At 67.4% G+C, this 13,143-nt stretch carries 11 protein-coding genes and 2 tRNA genes; 11 read left to right on the forward strand and 2 right to left on the reverse strand.

What is annotated here, in order from left to right; genetic code table 11:
- Positions 1-33 precede the first annotated feature (33 nt).
- From uvrA to FQ142_RS06950, 10 genes are all read left to right on the forward strand, one after another.
- Positions 34-2,922 (forward strand): excinuclease ABC subunit UvrA, encoded by a 2,889-nt coding sequence (uvrA, locus tag FQ142_RS06905; protein WP_149422771.1) that lies wholly within the window; start codon positions 34-36, stop codon positions 2,920-2,922.
- A complete protein-coding gene (gene uvrC, locus FQ142_RS06910) occupies positions 2,922-4,856 on the forward strand; it encodes an excinuclease ABC subunit UvrC (protein WP_149422772.1) in 1,935 nt (644 codons plus the stop codon). The genes uvrA and uvrC overlap by 1 nt, the downstream gene beginning before the upstream one ends.
- Positions 4,857-4,886: 30 nt before the next feature.
- On the forward strand, positions 4,887-5,759 hold the full coding sequence (rapZ, locus tag FQ142_RS06915) for an RNase adapter RapZ (protein WP_056418444.1): 873 nt from the start codon (positions 4,887-4,889) through the stop codon (positions 5,757-5,759).
- A gap of 68 nt (positions 5,760-5,827) precedes the next feature.
- The gene (whiA, locus tag FQ142_RS06920) at positions 5,828-6,805 is read left to right on the forward strand and encodes a DNA-binding protein WhiA (RefSeq protein WP_045253778.1); all 978 of its coding nucleotides are present in this window, start codon (positions 5,828-5,830) and stop codon (positions 6,803-6,805) included.
- Positions 6,806-6,993: 188 nt separating this feature from the next.
- Positions 6,994-7,620, forward strand: a complete 627-nt coding sequence (locus FQ142_RS06925) for a superoxide dismutase (protein ID WP_149422773.1) — start codon at positions 6,994-6,996, stop codon at positions 7,618-7,620.
- 115 nt (positions 7,621-7,735) lie between these two features.
- Positions 7,736-8,746, forward strand: coding sequence for a type I glyceraldehyde-3-phosphate dehydrogenase (gap, locus tag FQ142_RS06930; RefSeq protein WP_056418441.1), 1,011 nt, complete (start codon positions 7,736-7,738; stop codon positions 8,744-8,746).
- A 10-nt stretch (positions 8,747-8,756) separates the two neighbouring features.
- On the forward strand, positions 8,757-9,971 hold the full coding sequence (locus tag FQ142_RS06935; RefSeq protein ID WP_149422774.1) for a phosphoglycerate kinase: 1,215 nt from the start codon (positions 8,757-8,759) through the stop codon (positions 9,969-9,971).
- A complete protein-coding gene (gene tpiA, locus FQ142_RS06940) occupies positions 9,962-10,753 on the forward strand; it encodes a triose-phosphate isomerase (protein WP_149422775.1) in 792 nt (263 codons plus the stop codon). The genes FQ142_RS06935 and tpiA overlap by 10 nt, the downstream gene beginning before the upstream one ends.
- Before the next feature lie 82 nt (positions 10,754-10,835).
- Complete coding sequence (gene secG / locus FQ142_RS06945) at positions 10,836-11,084, forward strand: preprotein translocase subunit SecG (protein ID WP_045253783.1); 249 nt, start codon at positions 10,836-10,838, stop codon at positions 11,082-11,084.
- Positions 11,084-11,437, forward strand: a complete 354-nt coding sequence (locus tag FQ142_RS06950; protein ID WP_056418432.1) for an RNA polymerase-binding protein RbpA — start codon at positions 11,084-11,086, stop codon at positions 11,435-11,437. The genes secG and FQ142_RS06950 overlap by 1 nt, the downstream gene beginning before the upstream one ends.
- Positions 11,438-11,520: 83 nt before the next feature.
- On the opposite strand, the gene FQ142_RS06955 is transcribed toward FQ142_RS06950, so the two are convergent.
- Both FQ142_RS06955 and FQ142_RS06960 read right to left on the reverse strand, forming a co-directional pair.
- The gene (locus tag FQ142_RS06955) at positions 11,521-12,714 is read right to left on the reverse strand and encodes a hypothetical protein (protein ID WP_149422776.1); all 1,194 of its coding nucleotides are present in this window, start codon (positions 12,712-12,714) and stop codon (positions 11,521-11,523) included.
- A 134-nt stretch (positions 12,715-12,848) separates the two neighbouring features.
- Positions 12,849-12,919, reverse strand: a tRNA-Gly gene (locus FQ142_RS06960).
- Between the two features lie 109 nt (positions 12,920-13,028).
- Here FQ142_RS06960 and FQ142_RS06965 point away from each other — a divergent pair.
- A tRNA-Pro gene (locus tag FQ142_RS06965) sits at positions 13,029-13,102 on the forward strand.
- Positions 13,103-13,143 lie beyond the last annotated feature (41 nt).

The raw sequence follows: 13,143 nt of genomic DNA on the forward strand, positions 1-13,143 counted from the left end.
GCCAATGTCCGTGGCCCCTCGTAGACTTGATCGGTGCCTATCGTCCCGGTTGCAACCCCAGGAAAACTCAGTGTTCGCGGTGCCCGCGTCCACAATCTCAAGAACGTCGACATCGACATCCCCCGCGACTCCCTCGTCGTGTTCACCGGCCTGTCCGGATCGGGAAAGTCCAGTCTCGCGTTCGACACGATCTTCGCCGAAGGGCAGCGCCGCTACGTCGAATCGCTGAGCGCCTATGCGCGGCAGTTCCTCGGCCAGGTCGACCGCCCCGACGTCGATTTCATCGAGGGGCTGAGCCCCGCGGTGTCGATCGACCAGAAGTCGACCAACCGCAACCCGCGGTCGACCGTCGGCACGATCACCGAGATCTACGACTACATGCGTCTGCTGTGGGCGCGCATCGGCATCCCGCACTGCCCGGAATGCGGTGAACGCATCCAGCGGCAGACCGTGCAGCAGATCGCCGACCAGCTCATGGAGCTCCCCGAGCGCACCCGCTATCAGATCGTCGCGCCCATCGTCTCGCAGAAGAAGGGCGAGTTCGTCGACCTCTTCCGCGAGCTCGGTGCGAAGGGCTACTCCCGGGCGATCGTCGACGGCGACCTCGTCCAGCTGGCCGAGCCGCCCACGCTGAAGAAGAGCTACAAGCACGACATCGCCGTGGTCGTCGACCGCCTCGTCGCGGCCGACGACATCCTGGGTCGAGTCACCGACTCCGTCGAGACCGCGCTCGGCCTCGCGGGCGGCGTCGTGCAGGTGAACTTCGTCGACGAAGAGGGCGACGACGCCTGGCAGTCCTTCTCCGAGAAGCTCGCGTGCCCGAACGGCCACGCCCTCTCGCTCACCGAGATCGAGCCCCGCACGTTCTCGTTCAACGCGCCGTTCGGCGCCTGCCCCGCCTGCTCGGGTCTCGGCACCCGCATGTCGGTGGACATCGACCTGATGCTCGGCGACGAGGAGCTCTCCATCCGCGAGGGCGCGATCGTCCCGTGGACCACGCAGGGCAAGGGCCTCTTCCAGTACTACGAGCGTCTGCTCGAGGGGCTGGCCGACGATCTCAAGTTCTCGCTCGACACCCCGTGGCAGGATCTCCGCGTCGACGTGCAGGACGCGATCCTGCGTGGTGACAACTACAAGGTCACCGTCAAGTTCAAGAACCGGTACGGCCGCGAGATGCGGTACGCCTCGGGCTTCGAGGGCGTCGTCCCCTACATCGAACGTCAGTACGCGCAGGCCGAGTCCGACACGCAGCGTGCGCGGTGGGGCGAATACCTGCGCGAGGTGCCGTGTCCCGTGTGCGACGGAAACCGCCTCAAGCCCGAGGTCCTCGCCGTCCAGGTGCACGGGCACTCCATCGCCGAGGTGTCGCACCTGAGCCTCTCCGACGCCCGCGCCTTCATGGAGACCCTCTCCCTGACCGACCGCGAGGCGAAGATCGCGGCCCAGGTGCTCCGCGAGATCCGGCTCCGCCTCGACTTCCTGCTGCAGGTCGGTCTGTCCTATCTCAACCTCAGTCGTGCGGCGGGCTCGCTCTCCGGCGGCGAGGCGCAGCGCATCCGTCTGGCCACGCAGATCGGGTCGGGTCTCACCGGCGTGCTCTACGTGCTCGACGAGCCCTCCATCGGGCTGCATCAGCGCGACAACCGTCGACTGATCGACACGCTGCTCAAGCTGCGCGACCTCGGCAACACGCTCATCGTCGTCGAGCACGACGAAGAGACGATCGAGGCGGCCGACTGGGTCGTCGACATCGGACCCGGCGCGGGCGTGAACGGCGGCGACGTCGTGCACTCGGGCCCGTACTCGGCGCTCCTCAGCGAGCCGGCCTCGATGACGGGGGAGTACCTCTCCGGGCGTCGAGAGATCCCCACGCCGAAGAAGCGGCGCAAGCTCGACAAGAAGCGGATGCTGAGTGTCGTCGGCGCGCGGGAGAACAACCTCAAGAACGTGAGCGTCAACTTCCCGCTCGGGGTGCTGACCGCGGTCACCGGCGTCTCCGGTTCGGGAAAGTCGTCCCTCGTGAACGACATCCTCTACCAGGTGCTCGCCTCGCGTCTCAACGGCGCACGCACGGTGCCGGGCAAGCACACCCGCGTCTCCGGACTCGACAACCTCGACAAGGTCGTGCACGTCGATCAGGCCCCGATCGGTCGCACCCCGCGCTCGAACCCGGCCACCTACACGGGAGTGTTCGATCGCATCCGCTCGCTGTTCAGCGACACCCCCGAGGCGAAGGTGCGCGGCTACCAGCCTGGCCGCTTCAGCTTCAACGTCAAGGGCGGACGCTGCGAGGCCTGCTCGGGCGACGGCACGATCAAGATCGAGATGAACTTCCTGCCCGACGTCTACGTCGACTGCGAGGTCTGCCACGGCAAGCGCTACAACCGCGACACGCTGTCGGTGCATTACAAGGGCAAGAACATCGCCGAGGTCCTCGAGATGCCGATCGCCGAAGCCGCGGAGTTCTTCGAGCCGATCCAGGCGATCCACCGCTACATGAAGACCCTCGTCGACGTCGGTCTCGGGTACGTGCGGCTGGGGCAGTCGGCCACCACGCTCTCGGGAGGCGAGGCGCAGCGCGTGAAGCTCGCCACCGAGCTCCAGCGCCGCAGCAACGGTCGCAGCATCTACGTGCTCGACGAGCCGACGACGGGTCTGCACTTCGAAGACGTGCGCAAGCTGCTCGAGGTGCTGAACGGGCTCGTCGACAAGGGCAACACCGTCATCGTCATCGAGCACAACCTCGACGTGATCAAGTCCGCGGACTGGGTCATCGATCTCGGCCCCGAGGGTGGTTCGGGCGGTGGTGAGATCCTGGCCACCGGCACCCCCGAGCAGATCGCGCGGGTCGAGGAGAGCCACACCGGCCAGTTCCTCGCCGAGATCCTGAATGAGGGGCGCGCCGCGAAGAAGGCCAGCTGATGGCCGACGTACTCGCATACAAGCCGAGGCCGGGGGAGATCCCGACCAACCCCGGCGTGTATCGGTTCCGTGATGCCGACGGACGGGTGCTTTACGTCGGCAAGGCCAAGAACCTCCGCCAGCGTCTGTCGAACTACTTCGCCCCGCTGCGCACGCTGCATGAGCGCACGCGGCGCATGGTGACCACGGCGGCGTCGGTGGAGTGGACCGTCGTGCCGACGGACGTCGATTCGCTGCAGCTGGAGTACATGTGGATCAAGGAGTTCGATCCGCCCTTCAACGTCCGGTACAAGGATGACAAGTCCTACCCGTTCATGGCCGTCACCCTCGGAGACGAAGCACCCCGCGTCATCGTCACCAGGAACCGCAAGATCCCCGGTGCCCGCTACTTCGGCCCCTACCCCAAGGTCTGGGCGGTGCACGAGACGATCGACCTCATGGTCAAGGCGTTCCCGATCCGCACCTGCAGCGACTCCAGCTACAAGCGCGCCATGCAGACGGGGAGGCCGTGCTTCCCCGGTCAGATCGGCAAGTGCGGCGGCCCCTGCTCGATGACGGTGACGATCGCCGAGCACCGGGCCATGGTCGACGACTTCGTGGCCTTCATGTCCGGCGGCGACGAGAGGTTCACGCGCGAGCTGACCACCCGGATGCTGGCGGCATCCGCCGCCATGGACTACGAGGCCGCCGCGAAGTACCGCGACAAGCTCACCGCCATCGAGGCCGTGCTCGGCAAGAGCGCGCTGGTGCTGGCATCCGATGAGGATGCCGATCTCTTCGGCATCGCGGAAGACGAGCTGGCCGCCGCAGTGCAGCACTTCGTGATCCGCGGTGGGCGGGTGCGCGGTGTCCGCGCCCTCACCATCGAGAAGGAGATCGACATCTCGGGCGCCGACCTGGTCGACCAGGTCCTGCAGCGCGCCTATGGTGACGCGCAGGACGTGCCGCGGCGCATCATCGTCCCGTCCCTGCCCGACGACGCGGCGGAACTCGAGGTGTGGCTGCGCGAGCGCCGCGGCAAGAAGGTCGAGATCGCCGTCGCTCAGCGCGGTCAACGCGCCGATCTCATGCGCACGGCGACGCTCAACGCGCAACAGGCGCTCATCCGCTACAAGACGCGGCGCACCAGCGACTACGTCGCGCGCACCCAGGCGCTCACCGACCTGCAGGACGCACTGGGCATGAGCGAGGCACCGCTGCGCATCGAGTGCTTCGACATCTCCCACCTCGGCGGGACCAACGTGGTCGCCTCGATGGTCGTCTTCGAAGACGGACTGCCGCGCAAAGACCAGTACCGCTCGTTCAACATTCCCGAGACGACCGACGACACGGACTCGATGTACCAGGTGCTGCGTCGACGACTCGCCTATCTCGACCGCCCAGACGAGGCTGATGACCGCCTGCCGACGGTGCCGCCCGCTGTGCCGCCCGCTGTGCCGGTCTCGGGCGAGATCGACCTCGACGCCGAGGTCGTCGAGGTCAAGCGCAAGCCGCGTTTCGCCTATCCGCCACAGCTGCTGCTCGTCGACGGCGGGCAGCCGCAGGTGGAGGCCGCCGCTCGCGCTCTGCGCGACGTCGGACACACCGAGATCGCGGTGTGCGGTATCGCGAAGCGTCTCGAGGAGATCTGGCTTCCGGGGGAGGACTTCCCGGTGATCCTGCCTCGCACCAGCGAGTCGCTCTACCTGCTGCAGCGGCTGCGAGACGAGGCGCACCGCTTCGCGATCACGCATCAGCGCAAGCGACGCAGGAACGACATCTCCTCCGTGCTGTCCGAGGTTCCCGGCCTCGGCGCATCGCGGATCAAGGTCCTGCTCAAGCACTTCGGCTCCGTGACCGCACTCCGTTCCGCCGCACCGAGCGAGATCGAAGAGGTGCAGGGGATCGGGCCGGTGCTCGCCCAGAACATCCACACCCATCTCTCCACTCGCTAGGCTGGTACCGGCGGGGGAGAGGGAGACACGATGGCTGACGGGGACAAGGGCGAGTTCCTCATCGTCACGGGCATGTCGGGCGCCGGGCGCACGACGGTCGCGAACGCGCTCGAGGACCTCGGGTGGTACGTCGTCGACAACCTCCCGCCGCAGATCCTGCGTCCACTGCTCGACCTCACGGACATGGGCGGAACGGCCCTTCCGAAGGTGGCGGCCGTCGTCGACGTCCGTGGCCGGAACCTCTTCGACGACTTCCCCGGTGTCGCCAGAGCGCTGCGTTCACGTGGATCCGTCAGGGTGCTGTTCCTCGATGCCTCCGACGACGTGCTCGTCAGACGCTTCGAGTCCGTGCGGCGACCGCATCCGCTCCAGGGCGACGGCACGCTGCTCGACGGCATCCGCATCGAACGCCAGCGGCTCGCCCCGATCAGGGAATCCGCGGATCTGGTGATCGACACCTCCGCCCTCAACATCCATCAGCTCGCCACCCAGGTCTCCGACCTGTTCGCCGAGGAGGGCGCCGCGCGGCACCGCGTCACGCTGATGAGCTTCGGGTTCAAGTACGGTCTGCCGACCGATGTCGACCTCGTGGCCGACATGCGCTTCCTGCCCAACCCGTTCTGGAACGAGGAACTGCGCGGCCTCACGGGCAAGGATGAGCCGGTGCGGGACTACGTGCTCTCGAGAGAGGGAGCAGCCGAGTTCCTCGAGGCGTACACGGCCGCGCTCACTCCCGTGCTCGAGGGATACCAGCGCGAGAACAAGAGCCATTCGACCGTCGCGATCGGCTGCACCGGTGGCAAGCACCGTTCGGTCGCCATGGTCGAGGAGTTCTCCCGCCGCCTCGCCTCGGTGCCGGGAGTCGCCGTGAACGTGCGCCATCGGGACCTCGGCAGGGAATAGCAGGAGCCTCCGTCAGAGTAGGCTGGAGGTTTGCGCCGCGATCCGGCGCGTGAGCGTAGAGGAGTGTCGTGGCACTAACGACCGACGTCAAGGCTGAGCTGGTCAGCATCCGTAATGCACCCCCGACGGTGCGCGTCGCGGAGGTCACATCGATCCTCCGGTTCGCCGGCGGACTGCATTCCATCGCCGGGCGGGTCGCCGTCGAGGCCGAGGTGGATGCCGAGATCCTCGCGCAGCGTGTCGCTCGCGATCTCGCCGAGATCTACGGTGTCCGGCCGGAGATCGCCCAGGTGCAGTCGAGCACGTCCAACGACGGCGCCCGCTGGGCCGTCCGGGTGATCGCCTCGGGTGAGACCCTCGCCCGTCAGACGGGACTGCTCGACCAGCGTCGCCGCCCCGTCCGAGGGCTGCCCAACCGGCTGACGACCGGATCTCGTGCCGAGATCGCCGGCCTGTGGCGTGGCGCCTTCCTCGCCGCCGGAACGCTCAGCGAGCCCGGCAGGTCGGCCATGCTCGAGGTGGCGTGCCCGTCGTCCGAGGCGGCGATGGCCCTGGTCGGTGCCGCACACCGGCTCGGCGTCGCCGCCAAGGCTCGAGAGGTCCGCGGTATGCCGCGGGTGGTCGTGCGCGAGGGCGAGGCGATCCGCACCATCCTCAGTGAGATGGGAGCGCAGAAGACCGCGGTGACGTGGGAGGAGATGCGCCAGCGGCGCGAAGTGCGCGCGGGCGTGAACCGCCTCGTCAACTTCGACGACGCGAACCTGCGACGCTCGGCCCAGGCGGCGGTCGCGGCGTGCGCGCGCGTGGAGCGCGCGCTCGAGATCCTCGCCGACGAGGTGCCCGACCATCTGAAGGTCGCCGGTGAGCTGCGTCTCGCACACCGCGACGCGAGCCTCGACGAGCTGGGCCACCACGCCGATCCGCCGATGACCAAGGACGCCGTGGCCGGTCGCATCCGCCGTCTGCTCGCGATGGCCGACAAGCGCGCGCAGCAGGAGGGAATCCCTGGCACCGAGGCGGCCGTGCCCGCAGGGCTGGACGTCTGACGCCAGTCGGTTCTGACACACACGAGGCGGCCCCGTTCGGGGTCGCCTCGTGTCGTCATCCGACGGAAGGATCCGGGACACTCGAGCGTTGTCGTCGGTAGGATGAGTTACGTCCGCTCCACGCCGCACATCGGCGGCGCGGAGGACCGGCAAGCGCCGCGGCGCGGCGCGGATTGGATGAAAGCGACATGGCGACATACACGCTCCCCGACCTTCCCTACGACTTCGCAGCCCTCGAGCCGCACATCAGCGGCAAGATCATGGAGCTGCACCATGACAAGCACCACGCGACCTACGTCGCCGGCGCGAACACGGCGCTCGAGGGTCTCGCCGAGGCACGCGAGAGCGGAAACCTCGCGAACGTGAACAAGCTCGAGAAGGACCTCGCGTTCAACCTCGGCGGTCACGTCAACCACTCCATCTTCTGGACGAACCTCTCCCCGAACGGCGGCGGCGAGCCCGAGGGCGAGCTGAAGGCGGCGATCGACGAGTTCTTCGGCTCCTTCGCGAAGTTCCAGGCGCACTTCACCGCCAACGCGCTCGGCATCCAGGGCTCGGGCTGGTCGGTGCTCAGCTGGGACTCGATCGGGCAGCGACTGATCATCCAGCAGCTGTTCGACCAGCAGTCGAACACCGCGCAGGGCACGGTGCCGCTGTTCCAGCTCGACATGTGGGAGCACGCCTTCTACCTCGACTACCTGAACGTCAAGGCCGACTACGTCAAGGCCGCGTGGAACATCGCGAACTGGGAGAACGTCGCTCAGCGCCTCGAGGTGGCCCGCGAGAAGACGAACGGCCTGCTGGTACTGTCGTAATCGGGTCGCGTCCCGACGGGCCTTGTCTCGTCGGGACGCCATCTCAGCCAAAAAACCCCGCGCATCGCGTACGCACTTTTGCCGCGCACCGCGCACGAGAAACAGGGAGACCTGAGTGTCTGTCAAGATCGGTATCAACGGCTTCGGCCGTATCGGGCGCAACTACTTCCGCGCGGCTCTCGCGCAGGGAGCGGACATCGAGATCGTCGCGGTCAACGACCTCACCGATAACAAGACCCTTGCCCACCTTCTGAAGTACGACTCCGTCGGTGGCGTCCTCGATGCTGACATCAGCTTCGACGACGAGAGCATCACGGTCAACGGCAAGGCCATCAAGGCGTTCGCGGAGCGCGACCCCGCCAACCTCCCCTGGGGTGAGCTGGGCGTCGACATCGTCATCGAGTCGACCGGCTTCTTCACCAAGGCGGACCTCGCCAAGAAGCACATCGAGGCCGGCGCGAAGAAGGTCCTCATCTCGGCTCCGGGTACCGGCGTCGACGGCACGTTCGTCATGGGCGTGAACGAGGACACGTACAACCCGGAGACGCATCACATCATCTCCAACGCGTCGTGCACCACCAACTGTCTCGCCCCGCTGGCGCAGGTCTTCAACGACGCGTTCGGCATCGACCGCGGCTTCATGATGACCGCTCACGCCTACACGGCCGACCAGAACCTCCAGGACGGCCCGCACAGCGACCTGCGTCGCGCACGTGCCGCAGCGATCAACATCACCCCGGCCTCGACCGGCGCGGCGAAGGCCATCGGCGAGGTCCTTCCCGAGCTGCAGGGCAAGCTCAGCGGCTCGTCGTACCGCGTTCCGGTTCCCACCGGTTCGATCGTCGACCTGACGCTGATCACCGACCGCGAGAACCTCACGGTCGACGAGGTCAACGAGGCGTACAAGAAGGCTGCGGCCGACGGCCGTCTCGCCGGCTTCCTGCAGTACAACGAAGACCAGATCGTCTCGAGCGACATCGTGCACAACCCGCACTCGTCGATCTTCGACTCGACGCTGACCAACGTCAGCGGCAACCTGGTCAAGGTCTCCAGCTGGTACGACAACGAGTGGGGCTACTCCAACCGTCTCGTCGACCTGACCGAGTACGTGGCAGAGCGTCTCTGAGACACCTCCCATGACTCTGCGCACCCTGGATTCACTGGGTTCGCTCGAGGGCACGCGCGTCATCGTCCGTTGTGATCTCAACGTCCCGCTCCGGGACGGGATCATCACGGACGATGGCCGTGTCCGCGCCTCGCTGCCTACCCTCAACGCACTGATCAACGCGGGTGCCCGCGTGGTCGTGTGCTCGCACCTCGGACGCCCCGACGGGGCGCCCGACCCCCAGTACAGCCTCGCCCCGGTCGCCCAGCGGCTGTCCGAGCTGCTCGGCAAGCCCGTCGCGTTCGCGCGCGACACCGTCGGCGAGTCCGCGCACGAGGCCGTCTCCTCGCTCGAGGACGGCGGCGTCGTCGTCATCGAGAACCTGCGCTTCAACCCGGGGGAGACCTCGAAGGACGACGCGGAGCGCGGTGCCTTCGCGGCCCAGCTCGCCGAGCTCGGCGATGTGCTGGTCTCCGACGGATTCGGCGTGGTCCACCGCAAGCAGGCGAGCGTCTACGACCTCGCCGAGCTGCTGCCCTCGGCGGCCGGACTTCTCATCGCGACCGAGCTCGACGTGCTCGATCGTCTGACCGAGAACCCGGAGCGCCCGTACGCGGTCGTGCTCGGGGGGTCGAAGGTGAGCGACAAGCTCGGTGTGATCTCGCACCTGCTGCCTCGCGTGGATCGCATCCTCGTCGGTGGCGGGATGCTGTTCACCTTCCTGAAGGCGCAGGGCCACGCCGTGGCCTCCAGCCTCCTCGAAGAAGATCAGCTCGACACCGTGCGCGGATACATCGCGGAGGCGAAGGAGCGCGGCGTGGAGCTCGTGCTCCCCACCGACGTCATCGTCGCCTCCTCGTTCTCGGCCGACGCCGAGCATGAGGTGACGGCTGCCGATGCCATCGAGAGCACCGCGTTCGGCGCCTCCGGCATCGGCCTCGACATCGGTCCGGAGACCGCAGCGCGGTTCGCCGACGTGATCCGCGGGTCAAAGACCGTGTTCTGGAACGGCCCGATGGGCGTGTTCGAGTTCCCGGCGTTCGCGGGCGGTACCAAAGCCGTCGCGCAGTCGCTCACCGAGGTCGACGGCCTCAGCGTCGTCGGCGGCGGCGATTCGGCCGCGGCGGTTCGTCAGCTCGGCTTCACCGACGACCAGTTCGGTCACATCTCGACCGGTGGCGGCGCCAGCCTCGAGTTCCTCGAGGGCAAGAAACTACCCGGCCTGGAGGTGCTCGGATGGGTGTGAACACCCGTACCCCGCTGATCGCGGGAAACTGGAAGATGAATCTCGACCACCTGCAGGCGGTCGCCTTCGTGCAGAAGCTGCACTGGACGCTCAAGGACGCCAAGCACGAGGACGGCTCTGTCGAGGTGGCGGTGTTCCCGCCCTTCACCGACATCCGCAGCGTGCAGACGCTGATCGACGCCGACAAGATCCCGTTCGCCCTCGGCGCGCAGGACATCTCGGCGCACGACTCCGGTGCGTACACCGGCGAGGTGTCGGGTGCATTCCTGGCGAAGCTCGACACGAAGTACGTGATCATCGGGCACTCGGAGCGCCGTGAGTATCACGCCGAGTCCGACGAGATCGTCGCCGCGAAGACGAAGGCCGCGCTGAAGAACGGGCTCTCGCCCGTCATCTGCGTGGGCGAGACGGCGGAGGACCTGGAGAAGTTCGGCGCCAGCGCCGTGCCGGCCGGTCAGCTCGAGGTCGCACTGCGGGGGCTTCCCAAGGATGCGGACATCGTCGTGGCGTACGAGCCGGTCTGGGCCATCGGCTCGGGACAGGCGGCGACGCCGCAGCAGGCACAGGACGTCTGCGCCGCGCTGCGCACCGTCATCGCCACGGTGCTGGGAGACGACGCTGCCGCGCGCACCCGCATCCTCTACGGCGGATCGGTCAAGGCAGCGAACATCGCCAGCTTCATGCGTGAGCCCGATGTCGATGGTGCACTCGTCGGAGGCGCGAGCCTCGTGGTCGACGAATTCGCCGCGATCATCCGCTTTGAGAAGCACGTAGGCGTGTGAGTGTGGCGGGGCTGCGGCCCCGCCACACCGTATACTTGACCGTTACCGGGGCAGACCTGCCCCAGCGAAAGGCTCTCTCCTCGTGGATATTCTCGAGTTCGTCCTGCAGGTGGTGCTGGGTATCACCAGCGTCCTGCTGACTCTCCTCATCCTGCTCCACAAGGGTCGCGGCGGCGGCCTGTCGGACATGTTCGGCGGCGGCATGTCGTCGGCCGTCGGGTCGTCGGGTCTCGCAGAGCGCAACCTCAACCGCTTCACGGTCATCCTCGCTCTCGCGTGGTTCGTGGCGATCGTCGCGCTCGGTCTCATCACGAAGTTCGAGGTAATCTGATGGCTACTGGCGGCAACGCGATCCGAGGGACCCGTGTCGGTTCCGGCCCGATGGGCGAGCAGGATCACGGGTATCACGCAGATCGCATCCGCGTGTCCTACTGGGACGGTCTCGGCAACGAGACCGTGCGGTTCTTCGCGGCGGGACTTCCCGAAGAGGAGATCCCCGAGACGATCGACCACCCGCAGTCCGGTCTGCCGGCCGGTCGCGACAAGGCGAACCCGCCCGCGCTCGCGAAGCCGGAGCCCTACAAGACGCACCTCGCCTACGTGAAGGAGCGCCGTACCGACGAAGAGGCCGTCCAGCTTCTCGAGGACGCGCTCACGCAGCTGCGCGAGCGTCGGGGTCAGTGACCTCGACCTGATCATACGAAGAAGCCGCCGCGATCCGATCGCGGCGGCTTCTTCGTATCCTGACGGTGCGCAGGCAGCGGCGATCAGCGACAGGCCAGGGCGGCGTCGATGTAGGACTGCGGCGGGTAGCCGTACGCCGAGACGCCGTTCGCGTCGTCGGAGAACCCCATGCCGATCGCCCACGCGGTCGCCCACTTCTCGATGCTGTCCTGGGTCGATGCGTCATACATGCCCTCGCACTTGACGCTGATCGCGTGACCGACCTCGTGCGCGACGAGAGCCCTGCTGCGCTCGGCCGGCCACTGCGCGGCCACCGAGTCCGAGAGCTCGATCAGCGCACGATCGGGTTCGTCCCACCACCAGGTCGTCAGCCCGCCCATGCTGCCGCCGTACCCCGCGCCGTTGACGACCGGGCTCCAGTCGAACTCGATCAGCACGCCCGGTGCCAGCGAGCGCGCGAAGGCCTCGACCTCGAGCCGGACCCCCTGAAGCGGGCCCGCCTTCTCGGCGAGCTCTGCGTTCTCGGAGGTGACGACCTGTGCTGCGGCATCCTGCAGGGCGGTGAAGCTGCTCACGCTTCCCTCATCCAGGGCGGTGACCTCTGACACCGACGCTGCGGCGTTCCGCAGCGCGATCACATCGTCGTTCTTCGCCGAGATGTGCGCCGCCTCGAACGGGGCGGCCGCGTCGGCCGCGAACCCGAGGAACGTGAGACCCGACTCCATGAGATCCGATGATGCGGCGTCGAGGGCGGGGGACTCGTCGGCCAGCTCCGTGTCGAGCCTCTCGAGGACCTCCGCGTCGGTGCGCAGAGCGGTGGACGCCGCGAAGAGGTCCCAGAAGGTCACGGGCTTCGCCTCGGCATCCGGAAGGTCCTCGTCGAGGAGCTCCCCGGTGGTCGACGTGGTCTCGCTCGCGGACGCCACGGAGGCGGCGAGCTGCTCCTTCGTCTGCGGATCCGTGAGCATCCCCGAATCGAGCTCGACGAGCTGACTCGCCGCGTCCGCGATCGAGATCAGCTCGTCGGTCGTCCGACGGATCTCGGCCGCTCGTCCTTCGGCGGTGTCGAGAGCCTGCGCGAACTGGGCGCGCGAATCGTCGTAGCCCAGGCTCGCGGTGAGCTGCAGCCCGCCCAGCCCGCCGACGACGATGAGTGCACCCAGAAGAGCGAGGACGACCCCGCGGCGTGGCCTGCGGCGACGCGCCGTCGGCACGGGGCCGGCGAGGTGGGCAGGGAGGAGATGACCACCGGGGTCGGGGGCGGTGAGGGGAGTCATTCGTGCGGGACCTCCGGTCGGAGCCCGCGTTCCTCGACACCGTCGACTCTGCCTGAAGGATACGCGGCTGCGAGACGTGCGGCCACCGCGGGAACGTCGAAGGCCCCCGCATCTCTGCGGGGGCCTTCGGAGTGAGGGGCTGACGAGAATCGAACTCGCATCATCTGTTTGGAAGACAGAGGCTTTACCACTAAGCTACAGCCCCGTTGTCAGCAGGTTCCTCGCGGTGCATGCCGACTCATCGATCATAGCGGACTGACGGGAGTGCTCGTGTCCGTTAGACTCGGTGGGGCTGAATCTGCATGCGGATTCCCCGGGGCGTAGCTCAGTTTGGTAGAGCGCCCGCTTTGGGAGCGGGAGGTCGCAGGTTCAACTCCTGTCGCCCCGACACGGCTTCAACGGCCTGACAGCCGCGATTCAGCGCGGAAA

The sequence above is a fragment of the Microbacterium sp. ANT_H45B genome (assembly GCF_008369345.1).
In the GTDB taxonomy this organism is placed as follows: Bacteria; Actinomycetota; Actinomycetes; order Actinomycetales; family Microbacteriaceae; genus Microbacterium.

Coding starts and splice junctions, on each gene's coding strand:
- FQ142_RS06955 (WP_149422776.1), bottom strand. CDS start 12,714: ATGACTCCCCTCACCGCCCCCGACCCCGGTGGTCATCTCCTCCCTGCC.
- FQ142_RS06935 (WP_149422774.1), top strand. CDS start 8,757: ATGACTCTGCGCACCCTGGATTCACTGGGTTCGCTCGAGGGCACGCGC.
- uvrC (WP_149422772.1), top strand. CDS start 2,922: ATGGCCGACGTACTCGCATACAAGCCGAGGCCGGGGGAGATCCCGACC.
- tpiA (WP_149422775.1), top strand. CDS start 9,962: ATGGGTGTGAACACCCGTACCCCGCTGATCGCGGGAAACTGGAAGATG.
- FQ142_RS06925 (WP_149422773.1), top strand. CDS start 6,994: ATGGCGACATACACGCTCCCCGACCTTCCCTACGACTTCGCAGCCCTC.
- FQ142_RS06950 (WP_056418432.1), top strand. CDS start 11,084: ATGGCTACTGGCGGCAACGCGATCCGAGGGACCCGTGTCGGTTCCGGC.
- rapZ (WP_056418444.1), top strand. CDS start 4,887: ATGGCTGACGGGGACAAGGGCGAGTTCCTCATCGTCACGGGCATGTCG.